This is a genomic window from Aestuariispira insulae, assembly GCF_003385955.1.
Classification (GTDB): domain Bacteria; phylum Pseudomonadota; class Alphaproteobacteria; order UBA8366; family Aestuariispiraceae; genus Aestuariispira; species Aestuariispira insulae.
Window position 1 is genome coordinate 110,614 of record NZ_QRDW01000007.1, and the last position, 16,525, is coordinate 127,138.

The following is a 16,525-nucleotide window of genomic DNA, read 5'->3' on the forward strand; positions in this document are numbered from 1 at the left end:
CAAAGATGGCTTGGGTTCCAATGCTTATGTGTTAAAATAGCCGGATTGCAGGGGCATAAATGATCCAGTACGACAGTAAAATGACCGATAGCGACGATTTGGTGCAAGCTTTGGCCTGGCAGCTAGCCATGGGGGCCGACGAATCCGTTTCCGATATGCCGATCGACCGCTACCAATGGGTGGCCGAGCAACTGGCTGCGCGCACTTCCGGGCGGGCGAGCCCGCGTGCAACCATGCCACCGGCAGGCCAGCAGATGCAAGAAGCCCCGGCAAGCTATCGCCCCGGCCTTTCCGAAAGCGCACCTCTGGGGACGGCCGATGCTGCGGCGGAAAGCCGCAAGCTGGCAATGGCCTGCAACAATCTTGAAGAATTGCGCAAGGCTGTTGAACGTTTTGAGGGCTGCGCCTTGAAACAGACCGCTTCCAACACGGTCTTCGGGGATGGTGTGGAAAATGCCGATATTATGTTTATCGGCGAGGCGCCGGGCCGGGACGAGGATCGGGAAGGCAAACCCTTTGTCGGTGTCAGCGGCCAAATGCTGGACCGAATGCTGTCTTTTATCGGGCTGGACCGGCAGACAAATTTCTATATCACCAACACACTCTATTGGTGGCCGCCGGGCAATAGAACGCCCACCGACGGCGAGGTGGCAAGCTGCCTGCCCTTCCTGGAACGTCAGATTGAACTGGTCGATCCCAAAATACTGGTGCTGGTCGGCAACCGTTCGGCCAAGACCTTTCTGGCAACCACCGCGGGGATCACCCGGCTGCGCGGGAAATGGTCGGAATACCAGACCCAGAACATGGCGGCCGCCATACCGGCGCTGCCGATCTTCCATCCCGCCTATCTGTTGCGCAATGCAGAACAGAAACAGCTTGTCTGGCGGGATCTGCTTTCCCTGAAACGCAAAATGGAAGAAACCGGCATTTAGGAAGCTGCTGGAATCATGGACGGAAACGCCGCCCCCAGTTTTGGACCACCCGAAAAACGGCAGAAATGCTGCTATATCTTGTCTAAATCCGCAAGATAAGCTATGTGTATCCTTTGGTAACTTAATGACCCAAAGGGTCGGTACAGTAACGGGATGGCAGTCCCGGGCGTGGAAAATATATGGCAAGGGCTTGGTTTAAAACAGTGAACAGCTGTATGGCTGCCACGATCGTGGCGGCCTGTTTTGCGTTTGCGGCACCCAACGTTGCCGCCCAGGAAACAGCGGCATTGCCGCCTGCCGGCAGCGTCGCCGAGCAACAGCCCGAATTCAACCTGCCACGCCTGCTCACCGAAAAGGATGTTAGCCTGTATCGGCAGATTTTCGAGATCCAGGAAAGCGGCAACTGGCGCAAGGCCGACCGACTGATCCGGGAGTTGGGTGACGACATCCTGATGGGTCATGTCCTGTTCCAGCGTTATATGCACCCTACCCACTACCGGTCGAAATATTTGGAACTAAAAGACTGGATGGAGGCCTATGCCGACCATCCGGGTGCGCCACGCATCTATGATCTGGCAATCAAACGCCGGCCGAAAAACTACAAATATCCGGTCCGCCCGAAAGATGTGGATCTTTCCGATCTGGCAGATGATGTTTCGCCCGACGAACCGGTTTCGCGCCCGAAAAAGGCAAAGCCGCAGCGCCCTTACCGGTCCAAGGCGGACCGCAAGAAAATCCGCAGCTACCAAAGCCGGGTCCGGCGTCTGGTCCAACGCGGCAGCGTCACCATCGCCTATGAAAAGCTTCAGCAAAAGCCGGTGGTCAAGCTGTTCGACAAAGTTTCCTACGCGGAAAGCCTTGGTATCGTTGTGCGCGGCTATTACCGTTACAATTTGGATGACAAGGCGCTGGACGTTGCCGATCGCGCCTATCGCCTGGCACCGGAAACGGCGGAAAACGCGCTATGGTGGGGTGGTTTGGCCGCTTTCCGCTCGGAACAGTATGATCTGGCTGCGCGCTATTTCACCAAGCTGGGCGAGAGCAAATATGTTGACACCCAGACCCGGACCGCCGCCCACTATTGGGCTTCCCGCGCCTATCTTGTCGGCGGCCAGCCACATCTGGTGAACCCGTCATTGGCCCAGGCCGCCAAAGAACCGCGTACATTTTATGGCCTACTGGCCAATCGGGCGCTGGGCCAGGATCCGGGCTTTGACTGGATGCCGCCAGTATTGTCTCCGCTGGAAAGCCAGTTGGTCTTGCGTGTGCCGGCCGTGCGCCGCTCTCTGGCCCTAATCCAGATCGGTCAGGCACGCCGGGCAGAGACCGAGTTGCGCCGATTTGTCGGCAACCTGCCGGAATCCCTGTCACGTTCCATGCTGGCCTTTGCCGATGCGGCAGGCCTGGCTGATGTTGCCTACCGGATCGGTGCCCATCTGGAACGCAGGGATCAGGTCCAACTTGATTCAGCGATCTATCCGCTTCCCGGTTGGGAACCGCAAGATGGGTTCAGCCTGGACAAAGCGCTGATCTATGCCTTTGTGCGCCAGGAATCCCGTTTCCGTCCGCGCGCCAAAAGCCATGTCGGTGCCCGTGGCCTGATGCAGCTGATGCCGGCCACTGCGGGATTTGTCGCGGGCAAGCGGTTTTCCGGGAAAACCCGGGAGGAACTGTATGATCCGGCCTATAATCTGAGTCTGGGCCAGAAATACATCTCGCACCTGTTGGAATCCTACACCGACGGCGGCAATCTCTTCATGCTGACCGCAGCCTATAACGGCGGGCCGGGCAACCTGCAGAAATGGATGAGCAAAGTGGATTACAAGGATGATCCGCTGCTCTTTATCGAGAGCCTGCCGTCCAGGGAGACCCGCTTGTTTGTCGAGCATGTGCTGTCCAACCTGTGGATCTACCGCAACCGGATGGGACAGCAATCACCGTCCCTGGATGCGATTGTGTCGGGCCAGTGGCCGGTTTATGTGGCCCAGGATGGCAAACAGCGCCTGGCCAGGGTCTCTAATTAAACCCGACGACGCAAAGGCCGCCCTTGGCGGCGGCCTTGCAACCCCGTATATAGCAAGAGCCCTTTTCCTTAGTTTTCCAGGAGCATCACTCTATGGCCCTTGATATGAACCGCCCCTTCAAACCGGTGCGCATCGCGATCCTGACCGTATCCGACACCAGGACGATGGCAGATGACAAATCCGGGCAAACCCTGGTGGACCGTCTGGAAAAGGCAGGCCATGTGCTGGCCGACCGCGCGATCATCAAGGATGACGCCAACGAAATCGTCGGCTGTTTGAGCGACTGGATCGAGGATGACCAGGTCGATGTTGTGATCACCACCGGCGGCACCGGTGTCACCGGGCGCGATGTCACACCGGAAGCGTTTGAGGCAGTCTGCGAAAAAGAGATCCCCGGCTTTGGCGAGCTTTTCCGCATGCTCTCTTACGAGAAAATCGGCACCAGCACGATCCAGAGCCGCGCCACGGCGGGTGTTGCCCATGGCACCTATCTCTTCGCCCTGCCCGGCAGCACCGGCGCCTGCAAGGATGCCTGGGACGGCATCCTGGAAAGCCAGCTGGATTTCCGCCACCGTCCGTGCAACTTCGTCGAGCTGATGCCGAGACTGCTGGAGAAATAGAGGCGCCTTTCAGGGTTTCTTGGGACAGCTTCAAAAAATCCGGGATAGTGATTTCCCCTCCAACTCTTCCCAAACCCCAGTAAAACTGCTATATGCAGCGCCATCCGCAATGGTGCGGAGACCGGTCGCAGCCTACCCGGTTAGCTAAAACAAGGACTAATAGCTTGAAAACAATTGTCATCTGCTCCGGCGGACTGGACTCCGTCACGCTTGCCCATAAGGTGGCGAAAGAGCATGAATTGCTGGCCCTTGTCACGTTTGACTATGGCCAGCGCCATAAAAAAGAAATGGATTTCGCCAAGGCCTGTGCCGAACGGCTGGAAGTTCCCTTCATTCCGGTGGACATGGCCAATATCGGCGCTTTGTTGAGCGGATCCGCCCTGACCGACGATATCGATGTGCCCGACGGCCATTATGCGGAAGAGACCATGAAGATCACCGTGGTCCCGAACCGCAATGCCATCATGCTGGCCATCGCTTTTGGCATCGCCTCCGCCCGCGGGGCCGATGCGGTGGCGGCCGCTGTTCATGGCGGCGATCATTTCATTTATCCCGATTGCCGCCCTGCCTTTGTCGAGGCGTTCGAGACCATGCAAAAGCATGCGTTGGAAGGGATGAATGAGATCCAGCTCTATACCCCCTTTGTCCATGTGCCAAAATCCGAGATCGCCGCGGAGGGCGCTCGCCTCGGCGTGCCTTTTGCCGAAACCTGGTCCTGTTACAAAGGTGGGGAGGATCAATGCGGCCGGTGCGGCACCTGTGTCGAGCGGATCGAGGCCTTTGTCGAGGCCGGGGTTGAAGACCCGACCCACTATGCCGACACCGAGTTTTGGCGCGAGGCCGTGGCCAAGGCCCATGAAAAGGCAGGTGCATGATGTATCGGATCGCCAAGGAATTTCATTTTTCCGCCTCGCATCAATTGCTGCATCTGGCCGAGGACCATCCCTGTGCCCGGCTGCACGGCCATAATTACGTGGTTGAGGTGGAACTGGCTTCGAAAGAGTTAAACAGCGACGGTTTTGTCCGCGACTATCGCGAATTGGGCGCGTTGAAGGATTATATTGACGGCGAATTGGATCACCGCCATCTGAACGATGTTCTGGGCGATGATTTCGTGACTGCGGAACTGATAGCCAAGCATTTCTATGACTGGTGCAAGGCCCGATGGCCGGAAACGGTTGCGGTGCGCGTGAGCGAGACGCCGAAAACCTGGTCCGAATACAGGCCTTAAAGACCATGGCAACCGATACCATCCGGATCAGCGAGATCTTCGGCCCGACCATCCAGGGCGAAGGTGCGTTGATCGGCGAGCCCACGGTCTTTGTCCGCACCGGCGGCTGCGATTATCGTTGCAGCTGGTGCGACACCCTGCATGCAGTCGAGAGCGACTATCGCCATGACTGGACGCCGATGACCGCGGAGGCGATCTTTGCCGAGGTTGAGCGGCTGTCCGGCGGCAAACCGCTGACGCTCTCCCTGTCCGGCGGTAACCCGGCGATCCAGCCCCTGGGAGACCTGATTGCCCTTGGCAAGGCAAAAGCCTACCGCTTTGCCCTGGAAACCCAGGGCAGCGTTGCCGCCCCCTGGTTTTCGGGCCTGGATGTGCTGACGCTCAGCCCCAAAGGCCCCAGCAGCGGTATGGATACAGATTGGTCGAAATTTGACGAATGCCTGGAAATAGCAGGGCACAGCCCCGACATTGCGCTGAAGATAGTGGTGTTTGACGAGGCCGACTATGCCTATGCCCAGGATGCTGCCGCACGTTACCCGAAGCTGCCGCTTTATCTGCAGCCGGGCAACCACACGCCGCCCCCTGCCGATGATGATGATGCCGAGATCGATATTGACGGCATTCTGGCCCGCATGCGCTGGCTCGTCGACAAAGTGGCGGAAGATCAATGGTATGACGCCAAAATCCTGCCCCAATTGCATGTCCTGTTATGGGGCAATCTGCGCGGCGTCTGACAATGAAGAAACGAAGGAAAACCCCATGAGCAATGAAACGATTTATGATGGCCTGACCCAGTTGGGCGGCGACAGCAAACTGCCCGACCGGCCGGAAGACGCGGTGCTGGAAAAAGTGCCGAACCCGCAGGAAGGCACAGGATATCTGGTGCGTTTTACCGCGCCGGAATTCACATCGCTTTGCCCGATCACCGGCCAGCCGGATTTTGCCCATCTGATGATCGATTATGTGCCGGAAAAATGGCTGGTGGAAAGCAAGAGCCTGAAACTGTTCTTAGGTTCCTTCCGCAACCATGGCGCCTTCCACGAGGATTGCACGGTTTCCATCGGCAAGCGCCTGGTGGAGTTGCTGGAGCCGCGCTGGCTGCGGATCGGCGGCTATTGGTATCCGCGCGGCGGCATTCCGATCGATGTCTTCTACCAAACCGGCGAGCAGCCACGTGACGTCTGGATCCCGGACCAGGGCGTGCCGCCCTATCGCGGCCGGGGCTAAGCCATCGGAACAGGGAAAGGGCGGCGAAATCCGCCCTCTCTTTTTCATTATTTTGTTCTTTATTTGTTCTGTTTTTGGGCATATAATCCCCCCATGGAACAGACAGAACATACCCACCCCGTTTTGCCCGACCGGCCCCGCAAAGGCCGGGGATCGGTCAGCAACCGCACCGGCCGGTTCGAGCGTGAAACCCGCCAGGCGGTCGATGACGGCTGGGACTTGGACGAAGATGAGGCTTTGCCGCCGCTGCGCACCCATTTGAGCGTGGATGCCAGCCGGACCATCATCACCAAGAATGAATCCCCCGACATCCCGTTTGACCGGTCGATCAACCCTTACAAGGGCTGCGAGCATGGCTGCGTCTATTGCTTTGCCCGGCCGACCCATGCCTATCTGGGCCTGTCACCGGGGCTGGATTTTGAATCCAAGCTTTTCTTCAAGCCCAATGCGCCCGATCTGCTGCGCAAGGAACTCTCCAAGAAGGGGTATAAGGTCCGACCCATTGCCTTTGGCACCAATACCGACCCTTATCAGCCGGTGGAACGGGATAAAAAGATCACGAGGCAATTGCTGGAGATCCTGCGGGATTTCAACCACCCGTTCACCATTGTCACCAAATCGGCGCTGATCCTGCGCGATCTGGATATCCTGAGCGAGATGGCAGACAAAAACATGGTGTCGGTCCATCTGTCGGTCACGACCCTGGACCATAAGCTTGCCAACAAGCTGGAACCGCGCGCCAGCACGCCGCAAAAGCGGCTGGAGGCGATCCATCGTCTCGCAGAGGCTGGCGTGCCGGTGGGCTGTATGGCCGCCCCCATGGTTCCGGCGCTCAATGACATGGAAATGGAGAGGATTTTCACCGCTGCCAGAGACGCCGGGGCAACCCGCGCCAACTATATCCTGCTGCGCCTGCCGCTGGAAATCACAGAGCTGTTCGAGGAATGGCTGGCCACCCATGTGCCGGACCGGGCCGACCATGTGATGAGCCTGATCCGGCAATGCCGGGACGGCCAGACCTACCGGTCCGGCTGGGGCACCAGATTCCGCGGCACCGGCCCCTATGCCACCCTGATGAGCCAGCGGTTCAAACTGGCCATGCGCAAGCTAGGCCTCACCCCGGAACGGCAGGAAAATTTGGATTGCAACCGTTTCCGGGTGCCGCCACAGGCTGGCGATCAGATACCACTATTTGACACAGAATAATCAAGCCCCGGTTGGTAAGAATAAAATGCCCGCAAAGTGCCGTCACTGGGATACTCCTGAATGATCCTCTTGCCGATGCCATTTTCATAGGTAGCATTCAACTCAGCCAGATCGGCTTCATACCCCTTTTGGCCTGGCTTCCTGCGCTTATAGTAATTAAACGCATTCCATAAACGGTTTTTGAACAGCCAGGAGGTGATTTCCTTCATCTGATTATATTCATTTTCATCCGTCAACAGGGCAAAAAACTCCACGGATTTGATAACACCATCCCGATAAATAATATAAACATCCAAGAATCCCGTAAGATCGGGGGCCGCAAGTTTCTTGACGTAAAACTCATCGCCTTCCGTCAAGATCTCCTTCAACTCACTTTCTGGACTTTCCTCCTCCCAAAGGAAATGTTCCGACGCTGGCGATTTTTCAAAACCCAGCGACAGTATCTCACTGACCTCCATCGGCTCCCGGATCTCTATTCCCAGCTCAAACTGCAACGCAGGAAGATTGCCCGGCACTAAACTCCCTGTGTCAAAGGCTTCAACGCCCTGATTTCTCCCAGTCTGATTTGCTGACTGGCAACCGCCCAGCCCCATCACCAAAGTCAGAATCACAGACAACTTTGCCAGCCTGCCAGTCCACCCCATCCGATATCCCCAATTCCTGATTGTTCCTTAAGGCCAGCTCCAAAACCAAAATCCAGATAGCGACCTTAGGAGTTAAAGTGAGCTTACTTACGAACCAAACTTATTCAACCTGGTCAATAATGAAAGCACCTGGTTTACTTGCACTACGCCCCTGTGCCAGGCTCTAAAAATCATCCCTACCGACCTTACCCCTCCGGGTAAGGCGTGCCATCCTTATGCAGGAAACGATAGTTACCATCCACCATTTCCAATTTCATATCCACATCCGGATAGGTGACCTTGTCATTCAGCGTACGGGTGCCGACCTCCAGATAGACCACATCCATAACGCCCTTATTGACCAGATTATGGCCGTCGGGCACACCAGCGGGGAAGCCCGCAAACATGCCGGCGGTCAGTTCCTGTTCGCCTTCATCGGTGATCAGGGTCGCCGTGCCCTGGACGATATAGATGAACTCATCTTCGGTTTCATGCCAATGGCGCTGGGATGAACCGCCGCCAGGCTTCAGGGTCACAAGATTAACCCCGAACTGGCTCAACCCCAGCGCATTGCCCAGTTTCTGCTTGATCCGCCCTTCGGTAATGCCCTTCAACCCATCCGGATAAACGGTGCCGACACGCTTTTCCACATCTTCCGGTCCCATGGCTGGCGGGAAATTCCGGTTGCCCATATGCCCTGTTCCTTCCTATTGTTTAAACAAGAGGTTACCGACCCTAACTGAACGTCTTTTTTACGGATTGCTGCCTTCCCATGCATGGTGCCACAGACCTTACCGGAATCGCAATCATTGCCGTCGCCGCCACCCTGTGCGGCATGGCCATGGTGAAATACCGCCAGCCCGCCATCATCGGCTATATCCTGGCCGGTATCTTTCTGGGGCCGAGCGGCCTCGGTTTTGTCACCGACCGGGAAAATATCAATGTCCTGGCGGAACTGGGGGTAATCCTGCTGCTGTATTTCATCGGCATGGAGCTGTCGCTCAGATCCTTCCGCTATATCTGGAAACTGGCGCTCTTTGCCACCGCCGTGCAGATCGGCGGCTCCGTTCTGGCGGTGCTGGGACTGACACGGCTTTTTGGCTGGCCGGTGGAATATGCGGTCCTGTTCGGTTTCTGCCTGGCGCTGTCCTCCACCGCGGTCGCGGTGAAGGTTTTGGAGGGCATGGGCGAGTTACGTACGCGTACGGGCCGCATCACTATCGGCATTCTGATTGCCCAGGATTTGGCGGTGGCGCCTATGCTGGTGGTGGTGTCCAATCTGGCGGGCGGCTCCATGGGGCTCGGCGTGTTGTTGGAAGTGGCGCTGTCGGTGGGCCTGCTGGTTTCCTTGATCGTTTACCTGACCAAGAACCGGAAAAAGGTCAATCTGCCAGGTCATCACCTGATCGAGGGCAAGCCGGATCTGGCCCCCCTGGGCGCGCTGGCCTGGTGCTTCCTGCTGGCTTCCATCGCCGGGCTTTTCCATATGTCGCCTGCTTTCGGGGCGTTTCTGGCGGGCCTGATCGCAGGCAACAGCGCGCAACGCAAACTGGTCCATGAACATGCCGGCCCTGTGCAGGCGGTGCTGCTGATGGTGTTTTTCCTCTCCATCGGCCTGCTGATCGATCTTGGCTTCCTGTTTGACAATTTCGGCATGGTCCTGGCCATGTGGCTGTTTGTGACCATCTTCAAGACCGCGCTGAATGCCTGCATCCTGAAATTCCAGGGTGAAAAGTGGAAAAGCGCCATTTCGGTTTCCCTGGTTTTGGGACAGCTGGGTGAATTTTCCTTCGTGCTGGGCGCGGCCGCCCTCTCCGCCGCCGTGATTGATAGTGAAATCCACCGCCTGCTGGTGATTGTGACCGTGCTCTCGCTGATTTCCAGTCCGATCTATACCGATGCCGCCCGCCGCCTGACCCATTTGGCCAGCCAGCCGGAAGGCTTCCGCGCGACAATGAAGGTCCTCTATGTCAATGAATGGGCGCTGACCCGGCAGTTTTCCAAACGCCTGCTGGTGCTCTGGCAGCGATTGGCCATCCACATCGGAAGACTACTAAACATGATCGAAAAACGAACCGGCTGGCAGTTATCCGCCGTCCGGCGGCCCGGGAAAAACAAGCCCGGCCATGACAAAGAGTCGCCAAATCAGCCCGAACCGAATAAGGAAGACCCTTCCTAAACAACCGACATAGATCCATGCCAGACTTCTCCCTGGAATCACAATTTGACGGTCCCGTTGCCGGGATTGATGAGGTGGGACGCGGCCCTTGGGCCGGGCCGGTAGTGACCTGTGCCGCCATCCTGGATCCCGAGACCTTCCCCATTGAGTTGGCCGCCCAATTGGATGATTCCAAGAAACTGACCGACAAAAAGCGCGAGGCGCTGTTCGAGCCGCTCTGCCAGCATAGCATCTATTGCCTGGGCGAGGCTTCGGTTACGGAGATTGATCAGGTCAATATTCTGGCCGCCACCATGCTTGCCATGCGCCGCGCGGTTGACGGGCTGCCCCAAAAACCGGCTGTGGCCCTGGTGGATGGCAACCGGGACCCGAAACTTGGCATCCCGACCCAGACCGTGGTCAAGGGGGATGGACGCTCCCTTTCCATCGCCGCAGCGTCTGTGATCGCCAAAGTGGCCCGCGACAGGATGATGCGCACCCTGGCGGCGGAATTTCCGGGCTATGGCTGGGAACGGAATGCGGGATATGGCACCAAGGCCCATCAGGAAGGGCTGGCCCAATTGGGGGTCACCCCGCATCACCGGCGATCATTTGCCCCGATCGCGCACCTTTTGATGGATTAAAGAGTTCGGAAGGCCCGGGGCGTTAGGCCCTTGGCAGCCTTGAAACTGTTGGAGAAATGGCTCTGCGAGGAAAAACCGCATTCCAATGCGATCTCCGCCAGGCCCATGCCTGAATGGCGCAACAGATCCTCCGCCCGTTCCAGCCGCTGGGCCATGACGAATTTGTGCGGCGGGATGCCAAAGGAAAGTTTGAACATGCGCGCCAGGTGATAGGGGCTCAACCCGATTTGGTCCGCCAGGTCATCCAAGGTCAGAGGCTGGTCCAAATGGGCCTCGATAAAGTCTTTCAGCAGGCGCTGGTCCCGGGGCGACAAGCCACCGCGCACGGTCAGGTTCCGCGCCCGGTCGGAATGGTTCTTCAACAGATCGAAAATCAGCAGTTGCGCCGCATTGCCCAGCGCCATCCGATCGGTTTCGCCCTGCCAGTCCATGGACAGGAAGACCGAATTCACCACCGATTCCGTGAAAGGTGAATCCTTGAAGGTCTCATCCTTCAATTCCAGCTGGCGCGGGTCAAGATCCAGGGTCGATTGCGCCAGATAATTCAGATAATCCGGCGTGATATAGAGATGGAACATGCGCAAACTGTCGCCAACGAACCAGCGGGATTGGTGGTTGGCTGGCAGGAGGCAGAGCTTGCCCGGCGCGCTTTCGCCCGCTTTCGTGTCATCCAGCCGCCGGACCTTATATCCACCTTCCAAATAGAGGCTCAAGGTGTGATGGCCGGGCCGGTCATAAACCGGCACCTGATCCGGGGCCATGCCCGGATTGCGCCAGACCGCCGCTTCGAGACCTTTGCCGAAAGACACATGCTGCTGCAGCTCAACCCCGCGGGATTGCAGCTCTCGGCTGACCTCATTTTGTGGCGCTTGCAGCATAATGTTCCGGTTCTTTGACAAATCAACGTCTCTCTCAAATAGAGGCCTATCATAGGCCCGACAAGCTTTTGCGGCCAGCGACGCGCGAAAATTGCGCAAGAATTTGCAAAAAACCGCCAGGATCTGAAATCTTTTTCCGGCTCTAACCGGTCATCATGGCAGCATCCATTTGTACCGGAGTATCCGCCCATGACCGCCTTTCTTTATATTTTGACCGTCTTTTTGTGGGGCACCACCTGGATTGCCATCAAGTTTCAGGTCGGCACCGTGCCACTGGAGGCATCTGTCCTCTATCGATTTGCCATTGCGGGCGCGGTCCTGTTTGTGATTTTGCTGGCGACCGGGCGGCTGCAACGGATCGGCTGGCGGCACCAGCCCTATTTGTTGGCGCTGGGGCTGTGCCTGTTTTGCTTTAACTTCCTTGGTTTTTACAATGCGGCTGAATATGTGGTCAGCGGCCTCATGGCGGTGATTTTCTCCTCTGCCACCATTTTCAATGTGGCCAATGCCTATCTATTTCACCGCCGGGTGCCCACGGCCCGCACCGTTGCCGGGGCCGCCATCGGGCTTTGCGGGCTTTGCCTGCTCTTCTGGCATGACCTTATCGGCCAGAATGCCAGCCCGGAAATGATCGCTGGCATCGCAATTGCCATGGGGGCGACCTATCTTTTCTCGCTCGGCAACATGATCTCTGCCCGAAATCAGAAAGCCGGCCTGGATGTGGCCAGCGCCAATGCCTATGCCATGGTTTACGGGGTGGCCGCACTTAGCCTGGTCGGCTTGGTTAGCGGGGTGGATTACAGTTTCGATCCCAGCCCGCTTTATGTCGGCTCGCTTCTCTATCTGGCCGTTCCAGGGTCGGTCATCGCCTTCACCACTTACTTGACGGTTGTCGGTCGGATCGGGCCGGAAAAAGCCGGCTATATGACGATCTTGTTCCCTCTGGTGGCGCTGAGCATCTCCACCTTCCTGGAAGGCTATCAATGGACACCGGAGGCCATCGTCGGCCTGGTCGCAATCCTGTGCGGCAATTTCCTGGTTCTGACCAAGGGGCGCGGCACCCCGGCAGTGGTTGCGCAAAAGACTTAAGACTTCTGAAACCCCTATCCACTAGAATCGCAAATCCACAGGGAGACCCAGGATTTGCGGTTCTTTTGCTTCATTCCTCTCACCATCCTGTCGTTGCTCACGACGGCAAGGGCGGAAACCGTCCGTTTTTGTGTCGGGGACTGGCCGCCCTATACCACCGTAGCCGACGACATGGTCAGCGGAATCACGGTCGACATTTATCGCGAAGCCCTGAAGTCGATCGGTCATGAAGCGGCCTTCATGCATGTTCGCTGGAAACGCTGCCTGCTGCATGTGCAAAAGGGTGACTTCCATGCCGCCGCCGATTCCGGTCCGCGTGAAGGTTTCCTCCAGGGGCCCACCTTCACAGCAATCTTCGCCCAGAATATCTGGGTCCATAACGATCATCCGGCCCAATCCTATCCGGGGCCGTCGCTGATGAAGAATCGGCGTCTGGGCTTGGTCAGCGCCTATGTCTATCCGGACGAGATTGAAAAAGACCCCGCCATCATTCTCGATTATGCGGAAACCGATGAAACCAATTTGCGCAAACTGGCGCTCAAGCGAATCGACATGGCGCTCAGCGATCTGGTGAATTCCCGCATCTTTGTCCGGAAGCACAATCTGCCCATTCGCCCCCTGGCACCCGTGGTCAGCATCAACAGGCTCTACCCTTCTTTCGGCCCGGATCACCACGACCTTCAGGAGAATATGGATAAAGCATTGCGTCAAATGGTTGACAATGGCCGTCTCGACCTCATCTATCAGGCCTATCTCGGTATCAGTTTCACCCAACTGCAGAAATTGGCCAGTTCTAATTCTCCTTGATTTTGTTCTTATTTTGTTCTAATTATTTTCCGAAGACTTGATCCAGAATATGGGGGTAACCAGTATGGAACAGCGATTGAGCCTGGTCTCATTGGGCGTGAATGATTTGGGTCGGAGCCGGGCCTTTTATGAAAAAATGGGCTGGCAGGCTTCGCCGAAGAACAGCAACGACAATATCGTCTTTTTCCAACTGGGCGGCATTGTGCTGGGCCTCTACAGCCGGGCGGCGCTTGCCGAAGAGGCCCGCTTGACCGATGACGGCGGCTTCGGCGGCATCACGCTGGCCCATAACGGCCGCAGCAAGGAAGAGGTTGACCAGGTTCTGGAGGAGGCCGTTGCCGCCGGGGCCACCCTGCTGAAACCGGCTGAAGAAGTGTTTTGGGGCGGTTATTCCGGCTATTTCGCCGATCCCGATGGCCATCCCTGGGAAGTGGCCTATAACCCGTTCCTGCCCATTGCCGAGGATGGTTCCGTCACCCTGCCGGAGGATGAATGATCATGGCGGATGGTGAGCGTTTCAAACTGCCCGCTTCGGTTTTCGTGATGGCGCGCGAAGCGGGCCGGGTCCTATTGCTGCGCCGGAACAATACCGGCTGGATGGACGGCCATTTCAGCCTGCCGGCGGGGCGCATAAAAGGGGGTGAGACGCTGGTCAGCGCCGCCCGGCGGGAATTGGAAGAGGAAACCAGCCTGGTTGCCAAGGAATCGGCCTTGTTCCTGGCCCATGTGCTGCACAGCCGGAATGAAGACGGACAGGAATGGACCGGCTATTTCTTCGAATGCTCACGCTTTGACGGCAGCCCCTATCTTAATGAACCGAATAAACATGACCGGCTGGGCTGGTATGAGGCGGACCAATATCCATCCCCCCTGGTGCCATATGTGGCTCAGGCCCTGTCCGCAATTCGATGCAGCCAGCCCTTTTCCGCCTATGGCTGGGCCGCAACCGGTTAACCGGTTGGCATCGCATCACCATGGTTCAGTTTGATTTCCAGCCGCTGGCTCCCTACCTATTGTAGATGCGTGAAGACTTTTTGAATTCTGCCGGAAATCATAACCTTGCCTGAAAACACCTCCCTCCCCTGGCTGCTGGCCGGGCCGATCTTGCGAAAGATTGAACCAAGCCGGATCAGCTTTTGGCTGGCATCAAGCGCAGGCGGCCCGCTGCGCCTGACCCTGCAGCCGGAGGACGCACAGCAACAGGTCCTTGAGATCAACTCAGATGACAGCGGGCACAGCCGACTGTTGCAGGCTGGCGAGAAACTCTTTTTCCATCTGATCTCCCTGGACCTGTCCAGCCCGCTGCCTGTTGACCGTCGGGTCGACTATGTCTTGGAGCGGCAGCAGGACGGCAAGGGCTGGATCGATATCACGAGCGAAGCCCCTTATCTGCTCTATCCCAACCAGAACCGAATGACCTTCAGGGTGCCAGGCGAAATCAAATCGATCCTGCACGGATCCTGTCGCAAGCCGCATCATAATTCCGGTGATGGCCTGGTGGCGGCAGACAATCTGATGGCAGACCTTATGAAGCCAGGCCCGAGGGAAGATCCCCTTCCCCCCCACCGGCCCTCCCTGTTGCTGATGACCGGCGACCAGATCTATGCCGATGACGTTGCCGGACCGATGCTGATCGCAATCCATGATGTGATCGCCAGACTGGGCCTGTTCACGGAACGGTTCGACCTGGCAGAGCATGAGGATTACCGCACTTCAGATAAAATCCACCATCATGATTACAGCTACTACCGGCGCAGTGAGATGCTGCCCAAGCTCCAAGGGGAAGATGATCTCGCGAAGGTTTTTTTCGGCGGCATTCGCAAACCGGTTTTCACCTCGGACACCAGTGACAATCACCTGATCACCCTGGCAGAACATCTGGTGATGTATCTGATGGTCTGGTCACCGGTGCCCTGGGAATTCGCGGACACATCCCCGCCGGATGGCTTAAGCCCGAAACAAAGTGCGCGCTACCGGCGCGAAAGACAGATCATCCGATCGTTCAAAGAGGGGCTCCCGCAGGTCCAGCGCCTGTTGGCGCATTTACCGACCGCCATGATTTTTGACGACCATGATGTGTCTGATGACTGGAACCTGAACCGGGAATGGGAAGAAGAGGTCTATGGCCACCCCTTTTCCAAACGCATGGTGGGCAATGCCCTGGCGGCCTATCTGACCTGTCAGGGGTGGGGCAATGCCCCCACCGAATTTCCCACCACGCTCATGGAGCATCTGGACCAGACCCTCAAACAGCCCGGCAGCAGCGAGCATGATGAGTTTACTGATGAACTTTTGCGGTTTGAAGGCTGGGAATATATCTGGGAGACCAGCCCGCCACTGACCGTGATCGATACAAGGACAAGGCGATGGCGTTCGGAAAGCTCGCGTGTCAAACCAGCAGGCCTGCTGGACTGGGAAGCAATCACCGACCTGCAGCAAATGCTGAAAGGCAAGGAGGCCGTGATCCTGGTTTCATCCGCTCCGATTTTCGGGGTGAAACTGATTGAAAATATCCAGGCCTTTTTCACCTGGCTCGGCAAACCTTTGATGGTGGATGCGGAAAACTGGATGGCCCATCCCGGAACGGCCCACGCGATCTTGAATATCTTCATGCACAAGAGAACGCCCAGGAATTTTACCATCCTCTCTGGAGATGTGCATTATTCCTTCGTCTATGACGTGGAACTGCGCCGCCATAACCGGGGGTCGGATATCTGGCAGATCTGTTCCAGCGGCTTACGCAACGAATTTCCGAAAACCCTGCTGGATCGTCTGGATATCCTGAATCGCTGGCTATACTCGCCCTCATCGCCGCTGAACTGGTTTACCAAGCGACGCCGCATGCGGGTGGTCCCCAGGCGGCCCGAAGGGTTGGAGGACGGTCGGCGCCTTCTTAACGGCGCCGGAATCGGTCTGGTAGAATTTGACGATCAAGGACGCCCGGAACGTATCCGCCAGCTGTTGACCAATGGTGAGTTCCGGGGTTTCGAGCGCATGGAACATCACCACCAATATCGCTAACCCGCCACAAAATTCTATCCGCTTGACCGGGAATCAGGTGCGCTCTACCCTCCTTTCCCATGAGA

Annotated in this window: 18 protein-coding genes; 15 read left to right on the top strand and 3 right to left on the bottom strand. The window is 57.2% G+C overall.

Annotated elements, in window-relative coordinates:
• Positions 1-59 precede the first annotated feature (59 nt).
• The 8 genes from DFP90_RS16100 (at position 60) to DFP90_RS16135 (ending at position 7,240) form a co-directional block, all read left to right on the top strand.
• Positions 60-932 carry a uracil-DNA glycosylase gene (locus DFP90_RS16100; protein ID WP_245957095.1) on the top strand — a complete coding sequence of 291 codons (873 nt, stop codon included), beginning with the start codon at positions 60-62 and terminating at the stop codon, positions 930-932.
• Positions 933-1,147: 215 nt separating this feature from the next.
• Positions 1,148-2,956: a lytic transglycosylase domain-containing protein gene (locus DFP90_RS16105; protein WP_181905402.1), complete on the top strand. Its 1,809-nt coding sequence runs from the start codon at positions 1,148-1,150 to the stop codon at positions 2,954-2,956.
• A 92-nt stretch (positions 2,957-3,048) separates the two neighbouring features.
• Positions 3,049-3,576, top strand: a complete 528-nt coding sequence (gene moaB, locus DFP90_RS16110) for a molybdenum cofactor biosynthesis protein B (RefSeq protein WP_115937544.1) — start codon at positions 3,049-3,051, stop codon at positions 3,574-3,576.
• 164 nt (positions 3,577-3,740) lie between these two features.
• A complete protein-coding gene (gene queC / locus DFP90_RS16115; protein ID WP_115937545.1) occupies positions 3,741-4,451 on the top strand; it encodes a 7-cyano-7-deazaguanine synthase QueC in 711 nt (236 codons plus the stop codon).
• Positions 4,448-4,807 (top strand): 6-carboxytetrahydropterin synthase QueD, encoded by a 360-nt coding sequence (gene queD / locus DFP90_RS16120; protein WP_245957096.1) that lies wholly within the window; start codon positions 4,448-4,450, stop codon positions 4,805-4,807. Before queC ends, queD begins: the two co-directional genes overlap by 4 nt.
• A gap of 5 nt (positions 4,808-4,812) precedes the next feature.
• Positions 4,813-5,541, top strand: coding sequence for a 7-carboxy-7-deazaguanine synthase QueE (queE, locus tag DFP90_RS16125; RefSeq protein ID WP_115937547.1), 729 nt, complete (start codon positions 4,813-4,815; stop codon positions 5,539-5,541).
• Between the two features lie 25 nt (positions 5,542-5,566).
• Positions 5,567-6,034, top strand: coding sequence for a preQ(1) synthase (queF, locus tag DFP90_RS16130; RefSeq protein ID WP_115937548.1), 468 nt, complete (start codon positions 5,567-5,569; stop codon positions 6,032-6,034).
• A 93-nt stretch (positions 6,035-6,127) separates the two neighbouring features.
• A complete protein-coding gene (locus DFP90_RS16135) occupies positions 6,128-7,240 on the top strand; it encodes a PA0069 family radical SAM protein (RefSeq protein WP_115937549.1) in 1,113 nt (370 codons plus the stop codon).
• Here DFP90_RS16135 and DFP90_RS16140 read toward each other — a convergent pair.
• Together DFP90_RS16140 and DFP90_RS16145 are read right to left on the bottom strand one after the other, a co-directional pair.
• Positions 7,213-7,884, bottom strand: coding sequence for a hypothetical protein (locus DFP90_RS16140; RefSeq protein WP_115937550.1), 672 nt, complete (start codon positions 7,882-7,884; stop codon positions 7,213-7,215). The two genes, DFP90_RS16135 and DFP90_RS16140, sit on opposite strands and share 28 nt — an antisense overlap.
• 185 nt (positions 7,885-8,069) lie before the next feature.
• Positions 8,070-8,555, bottom strand: a complete 486-nt coding sequence (locus DFP90_RS16145) for a cupin domain-containing protein (RefSeq protein ID WP_115937551.1) — start codon at positions 8,553-8,555, stop codon at positions 8,070-8,072.
• An 80-nt stretch (positions 8,556-8,635) separates the two neighbouring features.
• Here DFP90_RS16145 and DFP90_RS16150 point away from each other — a divergent pair, with 80 nt between their 5' ends.
• Both DFP90_RS16150 and DFP90_RS16155 read left to right on the top strand, forming a co-directional pair.
• Entirely contained in the window at positions 8,636-10,042 is a 1,407-nt protein-coding gene (locus tag DFP90_RS16150; protein WP_115937552.1) for a cation:proton antiporter, read from the top strand.
• Positions 10,043-10,059: 17 nt separating this feature from the next.
• Positions 10,060-10,665, top strand: a complete 606-nt coding sequence (locus DFP90_RS16155; RefSeq protein WP_115937553.1) for a ribonuclease HII — start codon at positions 10,060-10,062, stop codon at positions 10,663-10,665.
• Here the strand turns inward: DFP90_RS16155 and DFP90_RS16160 are convergent.
• Positions 10,662-11,543, bottom strand: a complete 882-nt coding sequence (locus DFP90_RS16160; RefSeq protein WP_115937554.1) for a helix-turn-helix domain-containing protein — start codon at positions 11,541-11,543, stop codon at positions 10,662-10,664. The two genes, DFP90_RS16155 and DFP90_RS16160, sit on opposite strands and share 4 nt — an antisense overlap.
• Positions 11,544-11,732: 189 nt before the next feature.
• Here DFP90_RS16160 and DFP90_RS16165 point away from each other — a divergent pair, with 189 nt between their 5' ends.
• From DFP90_RS16165 to DFP90_RS16185, 5 genes are all read left to right on the top strand, one after another.
• Complete coding sequence (locus DFP90_RS16165; RefSeq protein ID WP_115937555.1) at positions 11,733-12,632, top strand: DMT family transporter; 900 nt, start codon at positions 11,733-11,735, stop codon at positions 12,630-12,632.
• A gap of 54 nt (positions 12,633-12,686) precedes the next feature.
• Positions 12,687-13,439: a substrate-binding periplasmic protein gene (locus tag DFP90_RS16170; protein WP_181905404.1), complete on the top strand. Its 753-nt coding sequence runs from the start codon at positions 12,687-12,689 to the stop codon at positions 13,437-13,439.
• Positions 13,440-13,503: 64 nt separating this feature from the next.
• Entirely contained in the window at positions 13,504-13,935 is a 432-nt protein-coding gene (locus DFP90_RS16175) for a VOC family protein (protein ID WP_115937557.1), read from the top strand.
• Positions 13,936-13,937: 2 nt separating this feature from the next.
• Complete coding sequence (locus DFP90_RS16180) at positions 13,938-14,393, top strand: NUDIX hydrolase (RefSeq protein WP_181905405.1); 456 nt, start codon at positions 13,938-13,940, stop codon at positions 14,391-14,393.
• A 105-nt stretch (positions 14,394-14,498) separates the two neighbouring features.
• Positions 14,499-16,460, top strand: coding sequence for a metallophosphoesterase family protein (locus DFP90_RS16185; RefSeq protein WP_115937559.1), 1,962 nt, complete (start codon positions 14,499-14,501; stop codon positions 16,458-16,460).
• Positions 16,461-16,525 lie beyond the last annotated feature (65 nt).